Below are 21,009 nucleotides of genomic sequence, written 5' to 3'. Positions count from 1 at the left end.
CAATTATTTAATAGTCACTAATTTTATAGACACCTTTGAGTTAGATTGGTGACAATTTTTTTGGTCACCAATCAATCCGTTAATAATAAAATAATTGAGCTAAAAAATATTATTGGTTAATTATTACTCGTAGCTTTACACCACTAATTTCATCTATATATGCAGCCGTAGCACCAATCACAGTCAATTGATCATCAGAAATCTTCTTTTTGGAAATTGCAGGTTGAACAATAGCAATACCTAGCTGAAAGTCAGCATACCTTGCAATTTTTGCTAAGTTGATTAAGTCCTCGAACTTTCCTTTATCGATTCTAGAAGCTTTACCTTGGCTCAAACGATCTCGTTCTCTTTCCATTAAACGCAAAATTAATCTTTCTTTATCTGCAAACCACTTAACACTTTTTTCTGCTTGCCCTACAACTTGGTATACATCATCAATTCTCGCACCTGGTTTAGCTACTCCATCTTTTTTAGAACAATATTTACAATGGAATAAGTCTATGATTAGTTTATTATCATCAATATTCTTTATTGCGACGATATCAGCAATTTCACCTGCGCCATCATCATCAAAAATAAAATCATAGTCATTCATAACTTTGTTAATCGTAGAATATTGAATTGAATGCTTTAGCTTACTTTCTGTTTGTGATTCAACGGATATATCAACACCCTGCCAGTCCCAGTCTTCCGTATTATTAATGTCATATTTGTAAGCATAATTATCATTAGGGTAATATCTAAAACCACCATCGATTATTGAAGTATCTCTCAAAAAGAGCGTCGGAGGATTTTCCTCAAAGAACTCCGCAATTGAATATAATTGTTCGCCTATTTTGATCTCCAGACTATCTTCTGAATGGAAGACTACTTCTCCACGACTTTTAATCCTCATGGAAATTTTACTAAGTCCATATTGTGTTCTTAAACAGAACTTAAGCTCTTTCAGATCTAAATTCTGCTCATCACTAAAAATTAGGTCACAATTTATTAATGATTCTTGCCATTTAGTCGTTTTAACAATTATTTTCGATTCATTTTTTCTAAGAATTTCTATTGGCCATTCAACAGCAAGTACCTGAACATTTGGAAACTCTTCCAACTCCTCAGTTTGCATGGCTGTTTTCATAACATCATTTGTATTAATAGTATCGTCTAGTATTTTAGTACCCACTCCTTTGCACCATGCTACCCACTGGTCTAAAGAATCACTATCCATTGCCCAAATTTTACCTTTATATGAACAGCCAATACTTACAAGCTGACCATTTTCATACCCTTTACCAAAAATATTCGATTTAGTTGCTCTATTTGCCTCTATGTCGGGAATTTGATCATTAATTTCTGTTCCCGTATGCATGGAATAACGTAGCCCCTTCTTATTTTTATTAAGACCAACATTTTGAAGCTTTAATCTTTTTAAATGAGCCAATGCTCTAAATATATATTCTCCTTTGATCTGAATAGCATCTTCCGCGATTAGTTGCATTAATCTCTTGACTAATCCATCTTTCGAAGAGGAATGGATAAAAAGTAAATCTGTATCCTTGTCATAGAAAGCAATATATAAATCCCATGATTCATCAAAAAGCTCCTTAGAACTTGTCCAGCCTACGGGTAGATAAGACTTAATAGAAAAAATCAATGTATCCTGTTCGTCATTAATTACTGAATCTACGATCTGAAACTGTTTATTCCCAAACTCACTAAACCGCTCTGGCTTCCATTTAGCAAACTTCATCTTATAAATAGTGATCCTAGACAAAATAATGGACACATAGTCCCTCAGTTAGACTGGGAAACTGACGTGGCCTCGATTTTTAGCCATGCTTGAAATAGATCTAGGTCACAAGCTGCTTTATTAAGATACATAAGATTCAAAAGAGCGTGGGGGCAAAAGAAGATGGGAAGAAAACCCACATAGAGTTTGTAAAAATTTTTTTAATAATTATGCTTTACGGACAGCTTTAGAAAAGATTAAAAATTTACTCGAAAACAAACAAGAACATAAACAAATAAAAGAATTTATATGTAGTAGCTCAAGCCTGATCTGACAGTTATCGATATTTGATTGAGACTGTCAGGTTAAATTTAAGCTAAATTCTTTTCAACCCACAGATGCACCCCCAAAATAGTACAATAAACAGTCATTTTTAATACTATTAGCAAAATACCCTCCGATAGGAGTATTTAATTTATTGTTTTTTAGCCAGATATATTCCACTTAGAATTAAAAAAGCAATCTGGCAAAGAAGCCAAACTAAAACAGAAAAATTTGAACATTTAACTATTGAATCGTAAATAATTTCTTTATATGACACAGTTTCGATCATGTTTAATAGAGTCAATTCCAACACTAACAGTATAAATATTAATCCAACATAAATGTATTTGTTTTTTATAAAAATCAATATGATTGCTAGTATTATTGATAAAACACCACACATACCAAGCATGGATGGATCATTCGCCGATACTCCGTTTAGTTCTTTAAAATAGGTAACTGTGTTAACAGCTATATATTCGTAAACACATAAATCTTGACCAAACTTATCAATTGTATATCCAGCTACACCAGATAAAAATAAGAATACTACTGCTAAATATTTAATCATGACTTATAAACTCAATTTTAATGATGGGTCAAACTTCCAAGTTTCAACTTGCCTTTCTGGATCAGCGCGACAAGTTCCTTCACATCCATCGGGAATCGCAATAACATCACCGTTAAGAGCCAATTTTATAGCTTCTTGCCATTTCCATGATCGTGCATATACTGCATTTTCTAATCGTTTTTTTGGAATTTCACCTTTTATCCAACTATTTAGAGCCTTTTCCCCTGCATTATAAAAAACGGTTGATTCTTGCAAGGTAAGCTTTCTACCTAAAATTTTTCCACCACGCACTACATTTTTTGCAACCAAATCCATCGCAACTGTTGCATCTGTACAAATGACAACAAATGTTTCATACAACCAATCAGGATTTCTTTTATCTATATTCATCAATTCAGCAGCTAATCCTAATTGCATTTCGCCAAAACCATAACTATTATGAGGATATACTTCTCCTAGATTTAGATAAAAAGACAAAAGATTTTTCCTAAAAGCCCAAACTCCATGCATTTTTTCTTCAAATACAATAGATGCAACAATTTGCGGATCTATGCCATTATTAGCTCCTGCACTTTTAATTTCATTTCTAAGATAGGCAACCATTCTTAAACCTTCAGGCACTGGATAAGTCGTCGGAATAATTCGATTAGGAACCCTGTGTTCATCTTCTTTTAGGGTTTTATCCTGAAATAATTTTAGATCATATTCTGTTATCAGAGGCTTAGAATTAGCTTCTTTTATATAAGTATGACCGTAAATAACAATTCTAGGATTATATTGTGTCCCAGATGGAAGAAATATTTTAAATGAAACTGTAGTTTTGTCTGGTACTTCTTTGGGATTTAAGTCAAATGAAACCTCCCCCCCTAAGCCATTTGCTTGTATAGCAACTTTATTTGTAGTTCCTACTCTTCCAGCACTAGTTACAAAATTAGCAACATAACTAAATTTACTGAAATTTAAAATATTCTTACTTTCTTTAATTTTCAATCTTGCGTAGGCTTTTGTCATTGTTCTTCTTCAGTGTAAGTATATTTATCTAATAAGTGGAAATTAACAATCTCTTGCTGCTCTGTATAAATAGGTTTGGTATAACCTTCTTCATCAGTTACGCCTTCTATAAGCGCACCAGATTCAGTCACTGCAAAGTACGCCTTATTTTTATAAGGAATATTTTCTGCATCAGTTAATTGGACACTTAAATTGAACTTACCATCATTAGGCAAGGGCAAAATAGGAAAATGAGCAACCACCTGTTCACCAGATTTAAAAATATGTTGTCCCGCTTTAACTTCAAATTTTCCAGCCATAATTGCATTCACTTTAATTATGTTTATGTTATAGTCAGAATATACAAAACTTTAATATAACTTATCAATGACTTTAATTGTTGCAATTAATTTAAACAATTATCTTTTTTTAGCTAGTGACCAGAGATTAACTATTGAATGTGAACCATCAACTGGTCTACCACCTCGTATTCATCATGATGGATATAAAAAAATACGATACTGGAAACATGGCGCTATAGTCACATCAGGTGATGTTATTTTAATGGATCTGTTTTACAAACAGTTAATTCTAAAAGAAAATAAACCCGAATCAGAGCTAGATTTAATTTTAACTTCTAGAATAGCGAGAGTAATGTATCTACAGTTGGGATTTCCTGCTGCTCAAATATATGGCTGTGCTTTTTTCTCGGTTTATACTGAAGGTAAAGTGGAACTCATTCACCTATCCATTAAAGAAGACTCTATTGAATATGAAACTGTTAAACCTATGCACGCACATTTTTCATTATTTGCAGGATTGCCAGATGATCCAATTTACCAGCAATTTGTAAATTACTTAAAAAATGTCCAATCATTTGAATTATTCAAAGATTTTTACAACTATCACATGGAATTATTGAAATACTTTTATAAAAGACAATATTCATTTGATAAATCAATGACCAGTACTTTCGATTTATTTATTCAAAATAAAAAAAATGGAAAAGGCTTTACACAAACAATTAGAAATTTATGAAATCTGTTCTCTTGATGCACTAATAAATAATTACCTCGTTCAACGAAAGTTATGACTCATTCAGATCAAAGCTCACAGTACTGTAGTCGTGATTTTAGAAGACGGCTATTGACAGCTGTATTCAAAGGATAACCTAGAAATCTAAATACGCTTTCAATTTTAGGGAAAACATCATTATTGAGTCTAATCTGATATAGCAATGTCAGACTAGACTCACTTAAATGAAAGTCCAATCAATAAAATAGTAAAATAATTGAATCTTTTAATTTATGATCTTTTAATTTCGTTGTTAAAATTAGTGAGAAACAACATAAAATATAGGGACATATCTACAACTAAGCCCCCCCAAACAACACTACCCCAACCCATCCAAAAAACACCCCACTAACCTTTCTCGATCATCCACACTATTTTCACCCTGAAGCTGAACCATTGCCCCATCAATCACAAACAAAAACATATGTGCATCTTGTTTTGAGGCATTCACATTGCTGGTTAAAAGCAATTTATAAATTTCATCAATTAACCAGCTTCGGTATTCAACCACGATTTGATAAGCATTGGGATAGCGTTTTTCAATTTCAAAAATAGCCTTAAATAATAAATGGTACAGCCCTTCAACATCGGCATGTAAAAAGAAAATTCGCTTAAGTTTTTCAAAAACGGTAAGGTCTTTCCGCCTATAAATTAGCACAAACACTTCTTCTTTCAATGTGGCTTTTTGAAAGGTTAAACTCCTCTCAATCAAACTTTCTTTAGAATGAAAGTATTTATAAAACGTTGCTTTGGTAGTTTTAGCAGATTCAACAATACGGTTTATCCCGACATGATGAAAACCGTATGTATTAAAGAGTTTTCGGGAGGACTCGAGCACCCTTAAAGCTAGAAATGAAATATATAAATTTGACATATATTTTCCATATAAATCATTTTTTTAATTAAATAAGATAAAGTCACTCTCGATCTTGTTATAAGCAAAAAAGCATGCAACGGCTTCAAAAGGTAACCAGAATGAATCTCAAGTTTTATTGTTGATATTTTGAGGTATAACCAGCCAATGCCAAAAAACCCAAAGGCTGTTCAACCGTACTAAACACTAATCTGATGGGGTATGAATAAAATACATGGCCAACTCCTGAACAATTCAAAATTCTGCCAATGTATAAAAATTATGGTGGCAGAACGAAAGAGGGTTAGCAGACTGAACCTAAGAATCAGTACACCCGAAGGTGTCCCCCTCCCGTCCAACCGCAACAAAAGGGGGACGAACGAGTCTACATCAAAAAAACAAGTTTTTTCAATGCACTTAGGCAGCGGTCTGCTAAAACCGACTGGCAATGTAGGCCAGCCAGCAAAGAATAATCGGAGTTTTTTTGGGTGTCAATGTCATATTTTGTGCAAAAAATTAAAATTATTATTATTTTTCAAGTAATTAAATAATTGATTATGATTGCTTTAAACAAGCCTATTCGGTCAATTCAACAGATCAACACGCCTTATTATTTTTTAGCTCTGGCATAAGGGGTAAACGCAAAAGCAACTGGCTTTAAGCAACCTCGGTCTGCCCAACATGATGATAAGAACGATTAAAATAAACTAAGCTTTGATCATGTTCACTTTGTTGAATCGCCACGATACGACAAATAAAAATCGTATGTGTTCCAACTTCCTGAATTTGCTCAATCTCACAATCAAAATTCACCAAAGCATCATCTAAAACCGGTGCGCCAGTTTCTAATTCTGTCCAAACGCCATGTTTAAATCGTTCTTCTGGGCTTAATTTAGACGAAAACGCTTTAGAAATATGCTGATGATGTGCACTTAAAACATTTACAGTTAAAATTTTATTTTCAACAAAATGCACATGAGAACTCGCCGCTTTATTCATACAGACCAATAAAGTCGGAGGCGAATCCGTCACACTACATACGGCAGACGCAGTAAATCCATAACGACCAGACAAACCTGTCGTGGTAATGACACTGACTGCACTGGTCAACAAAGACATTGCATTTCTAAAGTCTGTTGCTTCAATCATTTCATTGTTCCTAAATTGAACCGTACTTTTTTAGATTTAGCATTACCCTGCTATTCCGTCATGTAGGCACTGCATCTGGATGAGTTTCTCAGTAGAACTGACGTTCTCTAAATTGTGATCAGGGTTTCCAGTTGGGTCTTGGATATCCATTCACCCAAACAGGTCACCCTTTTTACACCACAATATCGTTGAATACTAGCGGCTAAGTTCTTGACGAACGATTTCTGCGCCAGCACTTAAAGCATTAAGTTTGCCTCTTGCAACTTCACGAGATAAAGGAGCCATACCACAGTTAGTCGATGGATAAAGCTTATCCGCATCGACAAACTGAAGTGCTTTTCGTAATGTGTTGGCAACTTCTTCTGCTGTCTCAATGGTATTGGTTGCCACATCAATAGCACCAACCATTACTTTCTTACCACGGATCAATTCGATCAGATCCATTGGCACACGAGAGTTTTGGCATTCTAAAGACACGATATCAATTTTAGATTGTTGAAGTTTAGGGAATGCTTCTTCATATTGACGCCATTCTGAACCTAAAGTCTTTTTCCAATCTGTATTGGCTTTGATACCATAGCCATAGCAAATATGCACCGCAGTTTCACATTTAAGCCCTTCAAGCGCTCTTTCTAAAGTCGCAACACCCCAGTCGTTGACTTCATCAAAAAACACATTAAATGCAGGTTCATCAAATTGGATAATATCCACACCCGCAGCTTCTAACTCTTTGGCTTCTTCATTGAGGATTTTGGCAAATTCCCAAGCAAGTTTTTCACGACTTTTATAATGCGCATCATACAACGTATCAATCATGGTCATTGGACCAGGCAACGCCCATTTAATCGGTTGATTGGTTTGTTGACGTAAAAACTTGGCATCATCAACAAAAACAGGCTTTTGACGAGATACCGCACCGACAACAGTTGGTACGCTTGCATCATAGCGATTACGAATGCGTACAGTCTCGCGCTTCTCAAAGTCCACACCATTCAGATGTTCAATAAACGTGGTGACAAAGTGTTGGCGCGTTTGTTCACCATCACTGACAATATCGATCCCAGCGTGTTGTTGCTCTTGCAATGACAAGCGTAAAGCATCTTGTTTGCCTTCAATTAATTGCTCATCTTGTAATTTCCAAGGTGACCAAAGTTTTTCAGGCTCAGCAAGCCAAGAAGGTTTTGGTAAGCTGCCAGCAGTTGAAGTTGGTAATAATATTTTCATAATCAATAATCTTGTCTATCTAGGTAAATTAAGCAACGTAATTTGCAGACCACTGCTCAAGGATATGTTTGTATGGCTTGATGAACTGCTCTTCAGTAAATTTCCCTTGCTTAATCGCCAACTGGCCACGCTCTTCTCGGTCATACACAATACGAGTTAGTGAATAATCCTGATGCTTTAAACTTGGTTGGTAAGATTTACCTGCCACAGAATTTGCGTTGTAAATCTCAGGTCGGTAAATCTTCTGGAAAGTTTCCATGGTGCTAATAGTACCGATCAACTCAAGGTTAGTGTAATCACTCAACAAATCACCACGGAAGTAAAATGCCAAAGGCGCAACACTATTAGGCGGCATAAAATAACGAACCTGCAAACCCATTTTTCCGAAGTATTCATCTGTTAACGAATATTCATCTTGTAGATATTCAACACCCAATACTGGATGCACATTTGCAGTACGGTGATACACCTTGCTACTTGAAACACTAAGACAAATCACAGGTGATTTTTTAAAGTTTTCTTTATACGCATTTGAATTTACAAATGCGTTGAAAATCTTCCCATGAAGCTCGCCATAGTTTTCTGGCAGGCTAAATTGATCTTTATTTTTATTATGTTCTAACAGCAATACACTAAAATCATAATCACGCACATAAGAAGAAAAATTGTTGCCCACAATACCTTCAATACGTTGATTATTTTTGTGATCAACAATATTGGTTTTCAATATTTCAATCGTAGGGAAAGTCTCACCGTTGCCTTCGATATCAATATCAACTGAAATGATTTCTAACTCAACAGAATAACGATCTGCTTCTGGATTATCCCAATGCGCTAAGGCATTAAAACGATTGTCAATCATCGTTAGGGTATTGCGCAGATTGTCATGGCGACTCTCACCTCTTGCTAAATTGGCAAAGTTGGTTGTGATACGCGTATTATTAGAGGGATGATAGTTTTCGTCGAAACTAATGCTCTTAATCGTAAATGTAAAATCTTTACTCATGATGATCTGATACCCTAATTTCTGAAATAAACCTGAATTTTTTTCATGCTCTTTCTGAACCATCCAATTTCTCTTTGGATCTATCCAGCCAATAGTATTTCCCGTATTTTCTGACTTGTACTTGGTTGCTCAATTCAGAATCAACGATAATTTTGTCTATCGTGAAGCGCTTGGTGTAATTTATACCGTAATCCTTACATGAATAAAAATGATATAATTTCACAAAAAAGTGAAACAAATTCATGTTTAGGGGTGAGTAACATGAATAAATGGATTGTGAGGCTGGGCTATATGATAAAACTCAAGAAATGAGTAAGCAAAAATGCTGTTAAAAGTGTATATAAAAAAACTGATCTGATTACCAATGTGTTGGGCTTTATTGTGTTGGTTGCTATTTGGCTTATTTCTTGGATTAGGAAATTGAGAAGAAATGAAGATCGAAAGTATTTTTTAGATTGTGGAGATGATGTGTGAAAGTCACCTATTCAAAGATTTTAATAATTTCAAATTTTTATATGCTGTCACGCATTTATTTATTAATTTTACAGTTAACTATAATGATAGCGACACATCGCAATGATAATTGAATCTGATGTAACCTTATAAACGATGCGATTTTCTTGATCAATACGCCTTGACCAATAGCCTGCTAAATCATGTTTGAGGGGTTCAGGTTTACCAATTCCATCAAAAGGTGAACGTTTAATGTCTTTGATCAATGCATTAATTCTTTTTAGTGTTTGCTTATCTGTAGCTTGCCAATATAGGTAATCATCCCAAGCTTGATCACTCCAACTTAGAATCATTCTTCAATCAGCTCACGATTCATTGTTTTACCTGCTTCAATCTGAGCAATTGAATCACGCAATCTCTTTGCATTCGCAGGGCTTTTAAGAAGATGTGCTGTTTCTTCATAGGCATTGAAATCGTCTAAGCTAATCAATACAGCCGTTTGATTGTTCTGTCTAGTAATCAATACAGGAGAGTGATCATCAATGACCCCATCCAGTACAGTTGCTAAGTTCTTTCGAAGATCAGAATAAGTTACAACTTTCATTGCTGCACCTTTAGTTTGAGTACAATTTATTGTACTTATTTTAGTACATGGTTATAAATTATTCAATCTATTCAGTAACTACTTTATTTGTTTTGAGCAAATTCACCACATCGTTCAAACTAAAATAAGGAAGATGTTTATATAAGAATATACAACTTATCTTTGGCTAATTTGCTTCATATTTATAGTCTTAAAACGATTTTGCTGAGAAGTTTATACGCCATCCAGTTATATCCTAAATCAACTAAATAACATCGTAATATTTTGGGCAAAATTATAATTTTAAGCATGCAATAATAGAGCTAGTATCATTTTTCAAAGGATAGGTTGAGGGTAAAAAAATCTAACAATTCAAACCCACCCAACATATAAAGTTGATCCACTTCACATTATGCTATTAAAATATGGATAAATTTTCTATTAAAAAAATATAAAAATTTACATTAAAAATTATAAACTTAGCTTAGTTTAATCATCATAAAACAAAATATTCCCTATTTATTTTCAGGTTTTTTTATGGTTTTTATAATTAAACAATGTATTCCTCTTAACTTTTCCATTAAAATAAGCCAAATATCTTTTTGTAATTCGTCACCACCCTCTCCTATGTGCCTATTGAGTGGTAACACGAATAAAACATGCCTTTGAAAATTCGCGTGGCTAATAAACTGTAATGACTCAAGCAACTCAGCATCCTATGGAATCCATTTCCAACATCCGTGTATTGGATGAATGGCAAGAAGAAATTCCAGAGGATTTATATATTCCTCCTGCTGCATTCGAAATTCTGCTTGAACATTTCGAAGGACCACTCGACTTTTTAATTTATCTGATTCAAAAAAATGGTTTCGATCTTTTACAGTTAGATATTGCTCCGATTGCAACACAATATTTGTCTTATATGGACAGTATGAAATCGTTAAATATCGAGCTAACCGCAGACTATATGGTGATGGCAGCATTATTGGCAGATTTAAAATCTCGCTTGTTATTGCCAAAACCAAAAACTATTCATATTGAAAAAGATCCAAAACAGGAATTAATCGATCGCTTAGAAACCTATTTACGGATTAAAAAAGCAGCTGAACGTTTAGGCCAGATGCCAGTTTTAGACCGAGATACTTTTGCGACACATATTGCAATTGGTCATATTCCAAAAGTGTATGAAGGTTATGACGTTGAGATGCTAAAAGATGCCTTATATTGCATTTTTAACCGTCCTGAACCCGTAACCCATAAGATTGAACAAGAACCTGTACTTCTTGAAGAACGCATTGCTTATATCGAATATATGATTGAATCTGGAGAAGTTCTCAGTTTCCAAGAATTACTCAAGCCAAACCAAGGTCGAATGGGCATGGTGGTTACATTTATGGCAATCTTGGAGCTGACTCGTCAGCAAAAAGTCCAAATTATTTCTTCTGGTGTTGAAGCCCCGCTTGCAATTCAAGGAGCAACGGCATGACCATTGATCAAAATAATGCCTTTAATGTTGATGAATTACATCACGAAGTTCTGATGCAACTTGAAGCGATTATCTTTGCAAGTGATGCCCCTGTATCGCTTGCTCGCTTAAGAGAAGCATTTCAAAATCAGTATTCTAAACAACAGTTGCAACAGTATTTACAGCAATTGTCTGTGTTACAACATGGTCGTTCAATCGAACTTGTCGAAACAGCTCAAGGTTATCGTTTTCAAGTGCGGGCAAAATACCGCAACGTGATTGCGCAAGTTTGGCCAGATCGACCGACTCGATTATCGCCATCACTGTTAGAAACTGTTGCAGTGATCGCTTATCATCAGCCAGTAACCCGTGCTGATATTGAGCAAATACGAGGGGTTACAAATAATAGTCAAATACTCAGGACTTTGTTTGATTGGAACTGGATTAAAGAATCTGGTTACCGAGAACTCCCAGGTAGACCCGCGTTGTTAGTGACAACGCCACAATTTTTAAATGCTTTTGGTCTAGTGTCTTTAGATCAATTGCCTCCCCTACAGGATGCCAAGGAAGCTTTTATGATTTTGGATGCGCAAGCTGCCAAGTCTTAAATAGGTGCACTGTTGATGATTATTTCTAAGGTTATGCTGTCATGAGTGAAAAATTGCAAAAGGTACTCGCACGAGTGGGTTTGGGCTCTCGCCGTTATATGGAAGAGGTCATTGCCGCTGGTCGTGTAAGTGTCAATGGGCAGGTTGCTCAAGTGGGCGAACGTATTGAACCAGGTGATGAGCTTCGCATCGATGGTCGTAAAGTTCAGTTCCAAATTGAAGACGAAATTCGTCGTCGTGTATTGATTTACTACAAACCTGAAGGTGAAATCTGTTCTCGTAATGACCCAGAATCTCGCCCGACTGTGTTTGATAACTTACCCCCGATTTCCAATGACCGTTGGGTGATGGTAGGTCGTCTAGATATCAACTCAACAGGTTTATTACTTTTTACAAATGATGGTGAACTTGCCAATCGTTTAATGCATCCCTCAAATGAAATCGAACGTGAATATGCAGTTCGAGTCATGGGTGAAGTAACGCCTCAAATCAAAAACAACATGACAAATGGCGTTGTTTTAGATGATGGTCCAGCAAAATTTGAATCTTTCTCTGAAATTGGTGGTGAAGGAATCAATCGCTGGTACCAAGTCGTTGTAAAAGAAGGTCGTAACCGTGAGGTTCGCCGTATTTTTGAATCACAAGGTCTAAAAGTAAGTCGCTTGCTCCGTACTCGTTACGGCACTGTGATTTTGCCTCGTGAACTTCGTACAGGTCGTTGGATGGAACTTGATAAAACTGATATCGATAATTTAACCAAAGCTGTTGAACTTAAACCACGTCAAGGTACAGGTTTATTTGGTATGGCAAAACGTCGTACCGAACGTATGCAAGACAAACCTATGGCTGCGCGTCGCGGTGGATTCCTGCGTCAACAACGTCGTGATAGCGAAGGTGAAGAAGCTCACAACCATCAAAATGATCGTCGTGATTCTCAGCCAAGTGCAAACCAATATGGTCAAAACCGCACTGAAAACCGTACTGACAATCGCAATGAACGCTCAGACAACCGCTTTAATAAAGCACGTTCTGGTGGCAACAGCTACAACAATGACCGTGCGGACAACCGTGGTAATAGTTTTAATAGCAACCGTTCTGAAAACCGTTATGGCAATCAACAAAACCGTAACCGTTCAGAAGGTCGCTATAATCCAAACGAACGTTTAGATCGTTCAGATCGCCAAGAACGTAGCGAACAACCTGAAAAGAAAAAACCGTTTGTTGTGACAAAAGGTTTTAAAAAATTCTAAGTCTTTAACACTTATTTATTGACACTAAAAAGCCACTCAATCGAGTGGCTTTTTACACAGTAAAAATCTAAATCACCTGTCTGGTTCCTTGCGGAATTGAACTCAATAAGCGTTTGGTATAGTCATGCTGTGGTGACTGATATAACTCATCCGAATTGGCGATTTCAACGATATCACCGTGGTTCATCACCATAATTTGATCCGAAATATATTTCACCACAGACAAATCATGTGAGATAAAAATATAACTTAAGCCAAATTCATCTTGCAGATCTTGAAGTAAGTTCAGGACTTGTGCTTGAACCGATACATCAAGTGCTGAGACGGATTCATCACAGATTAAAATTTCAGGTTTTAAAGTTAAACAGCGTGCTATTGCAATACGTTGACGTTGCCCCCCAGAAAACTCATGCGGATAACGATCAAAGGCTTGCGCAGGTAAGCTTACTCTTTCCAGTAATTCCAAAGCCATCTTTTTACGTTCAGTATCATTTGCGCCAATTTTATGAACTTGCATCGGTTCCATCAAAATTTGCCCCACGGTAAAACGCGGATTAAGTGAGGCATAAGGATTCTGAAAGATAATTTGAATCTTACGTTGATACTGGGCAAACTCTTTTTCAGACATTGCCAAAATATCTTTACCTTGAAACAAAGCTTGGCCACCAGAAGCTTGTTGCAAGCGCATCAACAATAAACCAATGGTGGTTTTACCTGAGCCAGACTCCCCGACGAGCCCTAAAGTTTTACCTTTCGCCAGTTGGAAGGATGCCCCTTTGACTGCCTGAAATTCATCTTTGCCAAATAGCCCTTTACGACTAAAAAATGATTTTTTTAAATCACGTACATCTAAAATAATTTCTTCACCGCCAATAAGGCCTCGCTTACGCTCCGCAAAATCCACCTCAGGCAAACTCACCGCCTCAGTCTCAGGTACATCTTGAACTTGCATAAAATCACTAATGACTGGTAAGCGATATGGACGATGCGAAAGTTGCGGACGGCATAATAATAATGCTTTGGTATAGGCATCTTGTGGCTGTTCTAAAACAGCCTTTGCTAAACCTTGTTCACGAATTTCACCATGACGCATCACAATCACTTCATCAGCAATTTCACTCACCAATGCCAAGTCATGGGTAATAAACAACATCGACATTTGACGGCGCTTACGTAAAGCCTCCAACAAATCCAATATTTGTTTTTGGATGGTGACATCTAATGCAGTGGTCGGTTCATCAGCAATCAGTAATTTAGGTTCACAGGCGATTGCCATGGCAATCATGACCCGTTGCTGTTGACCGCCAGACAGTTGACTGGGATAAGCATCAATCTTGCTTTCAGGGGATGGAATTCCAACCTCAGTGAGTAGCTCCAAAGTGCGTTGTCGGGCTTGTTTACGCCCCATATTTAAATGAATACGCATAATTTCAGCAATTTGATCACCCACCGTAAACACAGGATTAAGTGATGACATCGGTTCCTGAAAAATCATAGCAATATCTTTACCACATATTGCACGCATTTGTTTGCTGTTTAAACTGAGTAAGTCTTTACCTTCAAAAATAATTTTACTGTTTTCAGCAATACGAGATTGGCCTTTGGGTAATAAACCCATGGTTGCTAGGGAAGTTACAGATTTGCCACTTCCTGATTCGCCAACCAGGGCCACGGTGGTATTGGTAGGAATCTGAAATGAAATGCCTTTTACAGTTTCAATAAATTGCTTATTTTCACCCTTAAAACTCACACTCAGATTTTCAACACTGAGTAGTACAGGAGGTGTCGCTTGTTGTTCTGACATCTTTATGCTCCTTATTTTAGTTTAGGGTCTAATGCATCACGCAATGCATCTGTAAACATTGAAAATGCGGTCACAAGCACGGCCATCGCTACTGAAGCTGCCACCAATTGCCACCATTTGCCTAAAATTAGCTCACTTTGTGCTTCATTCAACATACTACCCCATGACACCACTCCCACAGGTACACCAAAGCCCAAGAAGCTTAGAATTACTTCAGACTTAATAAATGCAACCACCAAGATCGACATCTGAACCAAAGCAATATGACTTACATTTGGGAAAATATGCACGAACATCCTTCGGGTATTACTGACACCAATTGCTTTGGCTGCCAGTACATACTCGCGTGAATTATGTTTCATATATTCGGCACGAATTAAACGAAATACCCCAGTCCAACCCGTTAATCCAAGAATTAAAACAATGGAAAGAATACCCTTTTGTTGCAGTACAGCAGCAATCGCCAACACCAACAATAGATAAGGTATCGAGGTAAAAATGTTATAAAACCAGTTCAGAACATCATCGACCCAACCACCAAAATAACCAGCGATTGCCCCTAAGAATGTGCCGATTACCACTGCCAGCAATGCCGAGATCAAGCCCACAATAATAGACGTTTCTGCACCTTTAATGGTTTTTAGTACTACATCCTGTCCCCATTTATCAGCACCAAAAGGCAAGGTTTGTTTGAGTTCGCTTTGCTGATCAAGTAAATGCCCACCCAATTGCTGATCAATGGCTTTCATATCTTCTGCAAGCGGATCTTGAATACCGTAGTAGTCAATCTCACCACCTGAAGTTTGTTCTGTTGCAATTTCAGTATTTAGTTCTTTGATCACATCTTTTAAAGGATCAACAGGATTTTCAGGTAAAGCTGCTACAGGTGTGGCTTTTTTTTCAGAATCTTGCGTGTTTTGATCTGCCCCTATAAATGTAGGTGGCGCATAACTCACGGCGACTTCTTTATTCCAATTTGATGCAATCACACCCGTCATGGAGAGTACCAATATGATGAAATAACACAGCAACACCAATAACGACAGCATAGCAATACGATCTGCTTTTAAACGTCGCATCGCCAATCGCCATAAACCAGGAGAAGTCTGTTGGTCTTGGACGTCTACTTTTTTAGATAAAATTCCGAGCATCATCCCACCTACTTCAACTGTACGCGTGGATCAACCACTTTATAAATCAAATCGGCAATGAGGTTAAAAATCATGGTCGCAGCAGCAACATATACGGTGATTGCTTTAATCACTGGAAAGTCGCTTCGTTCTACTGCAATAATGACTTCTCGTCCAATCCCCGGAATACCAAAAAATCGCTCAATTAAAAATGCTCCAATCAATAACGCTGGCAGGCTCGACATCACATCGGTAATAATCGGAATAGATGCATTACGCAGCACATGCACGCCCAAAATACGTCCCTCACCGACCCCTTTTGCCCGTGCAGTACGCACATAGTCCTGATTGACTTCATCTAAGACAAAGCTACGGTATAGACGTAAAGTCGGTGCAATACTCACCACTAACATGATTAAGATTGGCAATAGTGCGTATTGCAATAGATTTTCACTGAGACTATCGCTCCAACCTTGTACAGGGAACCATCCCAGCTTATAGGCAAGACCGTATTGAAATACGATGATATAGACCAAAATACTGATCGACATCCCAATGGTACATAACAACATCACCATACGATCCGTCAGCGAACCACGTACCGAAGCAACAGCCAAAGCCAGAATGATTGAAATTACAGTTTGTAAAATTGTCAGTGGAATGATGATGGTCAGTGATGGACCCAAACGGGTCAGAATAATGTTTGAAACTGATTCCCCAGTACTCCAACTATTGCCATAATCAAAAGTCAGGATTTGCTTAATAAAAATCCACAATTGAACGTAATATGGTTGGTCTACCCCAAGTTGCTGACGAATATTTTCAATCTGTTCAGGATTTGCCATTTTTCCAGCAAGGATATAAGCAGGATCTCCGCCTACCCAATTAAATAGAAAGAAAATCAGCAACACGACTCCCAACATGGTGGGAATCATTTGCCATATACGGCGCGTGATATATGCCAGCATAGTTCTAATTCCTTTTAATCACGTTGACCGGTAATTTCTTGAAAGAATGCCTTGTTATCCGGTTCTCTGCCCAAGAAATCAACCACCAACTGCTCTGCTTTCTTTTGTCCACCTTGTGACAAAATTGCTTTACGATAACGTGCTCCAACCTCTGGATTATTTAAGTTATCGCCAAAAGCAGAAAGCATGTCTAAGGCCATCACTTCAGACCACATATAGCCATAATAGCCGACTTGGTATCCGCCCATAATATGACCAAATTGCCCTGGGAATTCTGTAGTTGGCACATACCCTAAGGCGGTTTGATTTTCGAGTTTTTTCCATACCTCTAAAGGCTGGGTTTTTAAAGCATCTGCGGTATGCAGTGCCATATCGTATTGCGCATATAAAGTTTGACGAGAATAAAATAAGCCACGACCGTAGTTTTTAACGGCTTTTAATTTGCCAATCAATTCATCGTCGACACGCGGACAGGCGGGTTTGCAATAATTGGCTAAGGTCGACAGCGTTTCTTTACGGCGTGCCCATTCTTCATACATCTGTGACGGTGCTTCAACAAAATCTCGCTCGACTGAGGTGCCAGATTGTGAGGCATAACGGGTGTTTGATAAAATTCCGTGTAAAGCATGCCCAAACTCATGTACAAAGGTTTCCAGTTCATCACTGTTTAAACCTTTACGGTTAAAGTTGGTGACTAAGGCTGAAATCGGTTTACGCTGGGTTAGGGTACTGCCCCCCTTAACGCCCCACACCGCTGCATGACCATACTTTCCTTCACGTGGAAATTTATCGATATATAAACCACCTAAAAGCTGACCTGTTTTCTGATCTGTTACATCGTAATATTCAACTTCATCTTGCCAGACATCAACCTTGGCAGGCTTAAATTCAATCCCATATAGATTTGAAGAAATTGCAAATAACCAATCTTGTGATGCTTGGGTCGGGAAATATTCCCGCATTTTTTCTTGGTCAATTTTGTACTTTTCTTGGCGTAATTTTTCGCTCCAATAGCCCTCACTCCAACGGTTAATTTCCGCTTTTTCCACAGGAATATTTAAGGTTTTAGCCTTAAATTCACGCAGTGTTTGCACTTCTTTTTTCTCTAATGGCGCAACCGTACTATGTACCTCATTGAGGAATTTATTGACCGTTTCAGGATTTTTGGCCATACGATTTTTCAATGCCCAATCGGCATAACTGGCTTTACCGAATAATTGTGCAAGTTCATGCCGTAAATCAATCGCTTGTTTAAGCAACACTAAATTCTTTTCAGTACCACGGCGGGTATAAGCAATTTGATAACGTTTACGCGCATCATCACTGTCTGCCAATTCCATAAAAGGACGGTATTCTGGGTAGTCAAAACCCAACAGGTAATTGCCTTTTTCATTTTTCTTTAGATTGGCAATATAGCTTTCTGGTAAGCCTTTTAATTCGGCTGGAGTAAATTCTAATTTTTCAGGATTGTCTCGAATGTTACGGGCATATTCTTGTTGAATCTTGGTCAATTCATCTAAAATCACTTTTAAACGTGCTTGTTTTTCTGCGGGAAGTTGTACCCCTGTATCTTCAAAACCATCTAAAATATCTTGGCGATATTTACGGTCAATCTCATCACTGGCTTTGATTTTTTTAATTTGCTGATAAAGCTTTCCATCTTGATACACTTCAGTTTGAAACTGACTGATTTTAACTTCACAGTCTTCTGCGGCTTTACGTAAATCCGCGCTTGGGTCAACATTACTGGCTAAATTAATTGGTCCATAAAAATCTTCAAACTCTGCAAAAATTTCATCCCACTTTGCCAATACTGCTCCAGCAGGTGCATTATTTTTGAGTTTAACTTTGGCAAATTCAGCCAACTTGGTTTTAACGTCTGTAATTTTTGCATCACATTGGGCAGGGATATCTTTGGCCTGAAACTTGGGTAAAGTACTGCGCTCAGTTTCTGCAAAGGCCCATTGCCCCATACCCATTGACAACATACAGAGTGTAGTTAATTTAAATCGCTTCATTTTCATTTTCTCCAATCTTTCATTTATTCATTTTCAAATTTCAATCTGTTTATTTTTAAGCTTTTGATAGAGTTTATTTTTTCATATCAAAATACATCCATTCCGATGGAATAATCGGATGCTTTTTAAAGCCAATGACACGCGGTTGCGCCAAAGCATTGCGATAACGGGTCGATGCCATTTGTACCGGCATATACACTTCTAATATTCGCGCCATCTTATGGTATAAAGCATCACGCTCAGGACCCGGTTTCAATTTTTGCGTTTGTTCATATAAGCGATCATATTCAGGAATTTTCATGCAGGCACTATTGGTTGAATGGATATTCTTTCCATAAAATAGCTGCATAAAGTTATCTGCATCGGGATAATCTGCAATCCAAGCTGATCCCTTAAACATGGTTTTACATTGTTTTTCTGCTTTTAAACCTTCCGCAAAAGGCAAGGATTTGGTGGTCATTTTGACCTTGATATTGTCTAAAGTCTTTTTCCAAAATTCAGCACTTTGCTGACTACGTGTACTATTTCCATAAACAGTTAATTCAATTAGCAAAGGTTTACCATTCGGCAAGGTACGCCAACCATCGGCAGCAACCTTATAATGATAACGATCTAACAGTAAATTGGCGGCTTTGACGGAATAAGGAATACTGGTTTTATAGTTTGGATCATGCCCAATCACTCCATAAGGAATGGGGAATTGTAATCGTTGCGCATCACCTTTCATCAAAATCTTAATTTGATTATCAGGTGAAAAGGCCATTGCCATGGCACGACGTAAAGCAATTTTTTCTTTACTCAAACCACCAACAACAGGGTTTTGCATATTCCAGTAATAATAATCAATTGAAGGATCGGCAATACGGGAAAGTTGAATCCCTTTTTTGGCAAGTTCGGGTTTAAGCTGACCGTCTTGGATGGCTTGAACACTGAGATCACCATCCAACACAAATAAATCAGTTTCATCTTTACTAAATGATAACCAGCGTGATTGTGATTCTTCCATCACTTGAATATCGACCACACCGATTTGCGGCATTTTTTTGCCTTTCATGGCATCTACAATTTTTTGATCTTCTGGTGTGGATGCTTTGAAATCCCAAATATAACCACGATAATCTGGATTGGCTTTCAGGATAATCCGTGAGCCGGGTGTCCATTTTGTCAAGACATAGGGACCTGTTCCCACAGGATGTGCCATGGCAAAACCAGACCGATCACGATAATGTTCAATCACTTCTCGTGCAACTGCGCCAGCTGGTTGATGTGCCAACAGCATTGGGAAGTTTTGATCAACTTGTTTCAGTTTAATCACCAAGGTATAATGATCTGTCGCCTGAAGCCCTGCAACTGATAGATCATAATTAAACTTCCCTGTTTTTTTAGCTTGCTCAAGCACTTTGTCCATGCCTAGAATTTTGTCATCAAACAACCAACTATTGGGCGAGTGCAAACTTGGGTCTAACAACCGCTTATAAGAATAAACATAGTCTTGCGCGGTTAATTCACGGGCTTTGCCTTTAAATACAGGATCTTTGGCAAAATAAATACCTTTTTGAATTTTAAAAGTATAGGTTAAACCATCAGCACTGACTTCAGGCAGGCCCACCGCGGTACGTGGTACTAATTTGGCGGGTGATGCCAAATAATCATAGGTATATAAGCCTTCAAATATTGAATTATGTACATGTGCAGAATAAAGATCTTGGGTACCTGCTGGGTCAAAACCCGTTTCTGCAACTGGGAAAACATAACGTAAAACTTTATTTGGATCCGCTGGACTTTTGGCAAATACATTCATTGTGACTGTCAGGAGCAT

General features: G+C 37.4%; 18 protein-coding genes and 1 pseudogene. 4 read left to right on the top strand and 15 right to left on the bottom strand.

Annotated features, from left to right (window positions below):
* Nucleotides 1-109 precede the first annotated feature (109 nt).
* The 4 genes from ACG9ZL_RS04105 to ACG9ZL_RS04090 all read right to left on the bottom strand — a co-directional run bounded on the left by ACG9ZL_RS04105 (nucleotide 110) and on the right by ACG9ZL_RS04090 (nucleotide 3,925).
* Nucleotides 110-1,741: a hypothetical protein gene (locus ACG9ZL_RS04105; protein WP_419359177.1), complete on the bottom strand. Its 1,632-nt coding sequence runs from the start codon at nucleotides 1,739-1,741 to the stop codon at nucleotides 110-112.
* A gap of 454 nt (nucleotides 1,742-2,195) precedes the next feature.
* Complete coding sequence (locus ACG9ZL_RS04100; RefSeq protein WP_419359175.1) at nucleotides 2,196-2,615, bottom strand: hypothetical protein; 420 nt, start codon at nucleotides 2,613-2,615, stop codon at nucleotides 2,196-2,198.
* Nucleotides 2,616-2,618: 3 nt separating this feature from the next.
* On the bottom strand, nucleotides 2,619-3,626 hold the full coding sequence (locus tag ACG9ZL_RS04095; protein ID WP_419359173.1) for a hypothetical protein: 1,008 nt from the start codon (nucleotides 3,624-3,626) through the stop codon (nucleotides 2,619-2,621).
* The gene (locus ACG9ZL_RS04090) at nucleotides 3,623-3,925 is read right to left on the bottom strand and encodes a hypothetical protein (RefSeq protein ID WP_004722868.1); all 303 of its coding nucleotides are present in this window, start codon (nucleotides 3,923-3,925) and stop codon (nucleotides 3,623-3,625) included. The genes ACG9ZL_RS04095 and ACG9ZL_RS04090 overlap by 4 nt, the downstream gene beginning before the upstream one ends.
* A gap of 67 nt (nucleotides 3,926-3,992) precedes the next feature.
* Between ACG9ZL_RS04090 and ACG9ZL_RS04085 the strand changes: the two genes are divergently transcribed.
* Nucleotides 3,993-4,643, top strand: coding sequence for a hypothetical protein (locus ACG9ZL_RS04085; protein WP_419359172.1), 651 nt, complete (start codon nucleotides 3,993-3,995; stop codon nucleotides 4,641-4,643).
* Between the two features lie 355 nt (nucleotides 4,644-4,998).
* Here the strand turns inward: ACG9ZL_RS04085 and ACG9ZL_RS04080 are convergent, their stop codons facing one another.
* The 6 genes from ACG9ZL_RS04080 to ACG9ZL_RS04055 all read right to left on the bottom strand — a co-directional run bounded on the left by ACG9ZL_RS04080 (nucleotide 4,999) and on the right by ACG9ZL_RS04055 (nucleotide 9,968).
* A complete protein-coding gene (locus ACG9ZL_RS04080) occupies nucleotides 4,999-5,553 on the bottom strand; it encodes a TetR/AcrR family transcriptional regulator (RefSeq protein WP_419359170.1) in 555 nt (184 codons plus the stop codon).
* 636 nt (nucleotides 5,554-6,189) lie between these two features.
* Nucleotides 6,190-6,681: a flavin reductase gene (locus ACG9ZL_RS04075; protein WP_004722874.1), complete on the bottom strand. Its 492-nt coding sequence runs from the start codon at nucleotides 6,679-6,681 to the stop codon at nucleotides 6,190-6,192.
* Between the two features lie 195 nt (nucleotides 6,682-6,876).
* Entirely contained in the window at nucleotides 6,877-7,905 is a 1,029-nt protein-coding gene (locus ACG9ZL_RS04070; protein WP_336953273.1) for a methionine synthase, read from the bottom strand.
* Between the two features lie 28 nt (nucleotides 7,906-7,933).
* Entirely contained in the window at nucleotides 7,934-8,911 is a 978-nt protein-coding gene (locus tag ACG9ZL_RS04065; RefSeq protein ID WP_034610135.1) for a DUF1852 domain-containing protein, read from the bottom strand.
* A 548-nt stretch (nucleotides 8,912-9,459) separates the two neighbouring features.
* Nucleotides 9,460-9,717 (bottom strand): Txe/YoeB family addiction module toxin, encoded by a 258-nt coding sequence (locus ACG9ZL_RS04060; protein WP_419359168.1) that lies wholly within the window; start codon nucleotides 9,715-9,717, stop codon nucleotides 9,460-9,462.
* Nucleotides 9,714-9,968, bottom strand: a complete 255-nt coding sequence (locus ACG9ZL_RS04055) for a type II toxin-antitoxin system Phd/YefM family antitoxin (RefSeq protein WP_234622515.1) — start codon at nucleotides 9,966-9,968, stop codon at nucleotides 9,714-9,716. Before ACG9ZL_RS04055 ends, ACG9ZL_RS04060 begins: the two co-directional genes overlap by 4 nt.
* A gap of 673 nt (nucleotides 9,969-10,641) precedes the next feature.
* On the opposite strand from ACG9ZL_RS04055, the gene ACG9ZL_RS04050 reads away from it, so the two are divergent.
* From ACG9ZL_RS04050 to rluB, 3 genes and pseudogenes are all read left to right on the top strand, one after another.
* Nucleotides 10,642-11,433 (top strand): segregation and condensation protein A, encoded by a 792-nt coding sequence (locus ACG9ZL_RS04050; protein WP_336953281.1) that lies wholly within the window; start codon nucleotides 10,642-10,644, stop codon nucleotides 11,431-11,433.
* Nucleotides 11,430-12,020 carry an SMC-Scp complex subunit ScpB gene (scpB, locus tag ACG9ZL_RS04045; protein WP_336953283.1) on the top strand — a complete coding sequence of 197 codons (591 nt, stop codon included), beginning with the start codon at nucleotides 11,430-11,432 and terminating at the stop codon, nucleotides 12,018-12,020. The genes ACG9ZL_RS04050 and scpB overlap by 4 nt, the downstream gene beginning before the upstream one ends.
* A 41-nt stretch (nucleotides 12,021-12,061) precedes the next feature.
* Nucleotides 12,062-12,955, top strand: a pseudogene (gene rluB / locus ACG9ZL_RS04040) (23S rRNA pseudouridine(2605) synthase RluB); the annotation flags it as partial.
* Between the two features lie 382 nt (nucleotides 12,956-13,337).
* Here rluB and ACG9ZL_RS04035 read toward each other — a convergent pair.
* The 5 genes from ACG9ZL_RS04035 to ACG9ZL_RS04015 all read right to left on the bottom strand — a co-directional run bounded on the left by ACG9ZL_RS04035 (nucleotide 13,338) and on the right by ACG9ZL_RS04015 (nucleotide 21,009).
* The gene (locus ACG9ZL_RS04035) at nucleotides 13,338-15,074 is read right to left on the bottom strand and encodes an ABC transporter ATP-binding protein (protein ID WP_419359166.1); all 1,737 of its coding nucleotides are present in this window, start codon (nucleotides 15,072-15,074) and stop codon (nucleotides 13,338-13,340) included.
* 11 nt (nucleotides 15,075-15,085) lie between these two features.
* Nucleotides 15,086-16,225, bottom strand: a complete 1,140-nt coding sequence (locus tag ACG9ZL_RS04030) for an ABC transporter permease (RefSeq protein WP_419328030.1) — start codon at nucleotides 16,223-16,225, stop codon at nucleotides 15,086-15,088.
* A gap of 8 nt (nucleotides 16,226-16,233) precedes the next feature.
* A complete protein-coding gene (locus ACG9ZL_RS04025; RefSeq protein ID WP_004722891.1) occupies nucleotides 16,234-17,172 on the bottom strand; it encodes an ABC transporter permease in 939 nt (312 codons plus the stop codon).
* A 14-nt stretch (nucleotides 17,173-17,186) separates the two neighbouring features.
* Nucleotides 17,187-19,196 (bottom strand): M3 family metallopeptidase, encoded by a 2,010-nt coding sequence (locus ACG9ZL_RS04020; RefSeq protein ID WP_336953287.1) that lies wholly within the window; start codon nucleotides 19,194-19,196, stop codon nucleotides 17,187-17,189.
* A 67-nt stretch (nucleotides 19,197-19,263) separates the two neighbouring features.
* Nucleotides 19,264-21,009 (bottom strand): ABC transporter substrate-binding protein, encoded by a 1,746-nt coding sequence (locus ACG9ZL_RS04015; protein ID WP_419359208.1) that lies wholly within the window; start codon nucleotides 21,007-21,009, stop codon nucleotides 19,264-19,266.

It is taken from the genome of Acinetobacter legionensis (assembly GCF_048551735.1).
GTDB lineage: Bacteria > Pseudomonadota > Gammaproteobacteria > Pseudomonadales > Moraxellaceae > Acinetobacter.
Note: the sequence above shows the minus strand (reverse complement) of the source record. Positions and strands in the feature narration are given on the sequence as shown.

Coding starts and splice junctions, on each gene's coding strand:
- ACG9ZL_RS04105 (WP_419359177.1), bottom strand. CDS start 1,741: ATGAAGTTTGCTAAATGGAAGCCAGAGCGGTTTAGTGAGTTTGGGAAT.
- ACG9ZL_RS04100 (WP_419359175.1), bottom strand. CDS start 2,615: ATGATTAAATATTTAGCAGTAGTATTCTTATTTTTATCTGGTGTAGCT.
- ACG9ZL_RS04095 (WP_419359173.1), bottom strand. CDS start 3,626: ATGACAAAAGCCTACGCAAGATTGAAAATTAAAGAAAGTAAGAATATT.
- ACG9ZL_RS04090 (WP_004722868.1), bottom strand. CDS start 3,925: ATGGCTGGAAAATTTGAAGTTAAAGCGGGACAACATATTTTTAAATCT.
- ACG9ZL_RS04085 (WP_419359172.1), top strand. CDS start 3,993: ATGACTTTAATTGTTGCAATTAATTTAAACAATTATCTTTTTTTAGCT.
- ACG9ZL_RS04080 (WP_419359170.1), bottom strand. CDS start 5,553: ATGTCAAATTTATATATTTCATTTCTAGCTTTAAGGGTGCTCGAGTCC.
- ACG9ZL_RS04075 (WP_004722874.1), bottom strand. CDS start 6,681: ATGATTGAAGCAACAGACTTTAGAAATGCAATGTCTTTGTTGACCAGT.
- ACG9ZL_RS04070 (WP_336953273.1), bottom strand. CDS start 7,905: ATGAAAATATTATTACCAACTTCAACTGCTGGCAGCTTACCAAAACCT.
- ACG9ZL_RS04065 (WP_034610135.1), bottom strand. CDS start 8,911: ATGAGTAAAGATTTTACATTTACGATTAAGAGCATTAGTTTCGACGAA.
- ACG9ZL_RS04060 (WP_419359168.1), bottom strand. CDS start 9,717: ATGATTCTAAGTTGGAGTGATCAAGCTTGGGATGATTACCTATATTGG.
- ACG9ZL_RS04055 (WP_234622515.1), bottom strand. CDS start 9,968: ATGAAAGTTGTAACTTATTCTGATCTTCGAAAGAACTTAGCAACTGTA.
- ACG9ZL_RS04050 (WP_336953281.1), top strand. CDS start 10,642: ATGACTCAAGCAACTCAGCATCCTATGGAATCCATTTCCAACATCCGT.
- scpB (WP_336953283.1), top strand. CDS start 11,430: ATGACCATTGATCAAAATAATGCCTTTAATGTTGATGAATTACATCAC.
- ACG9ZL_RS04035 (WP_419359166.1), bottom strand. CDS start 15,074: ATGTCAGAACAACAAGCGACACCTCCTGTACTACTCAGTGTTGAAAAT.
- ACG9ZL_RS04030 (WP_419328030.1), bottom strand. CDS start 16,225: ATGCTCGGAATTTTATCTAAAAAAGTAGACGTCCAAGACCAACAGACT.
- ACG9ZL_RS04025 (WP_004722891.1), bottom strand. CDS start 17,172: ATGCTGGCATATATCACGCGCCGTATATGGCAAATGATTCCCACCATG.
- ACG9ZL_RS04020 (WP_336953287.1), bottom strand. CDS start 19,196: ATGAAAATGAAGCGATTTAAATTAACTACACTCTGTATGTTGTCAATG.
- ACG9ZL_RS04015 (WP_419359208.1), bottom strand. CDS start 21,009: ATGCTCCTGACAGTCACAATGAATGTATTTGCCAAAAGTCCAGCGGAT.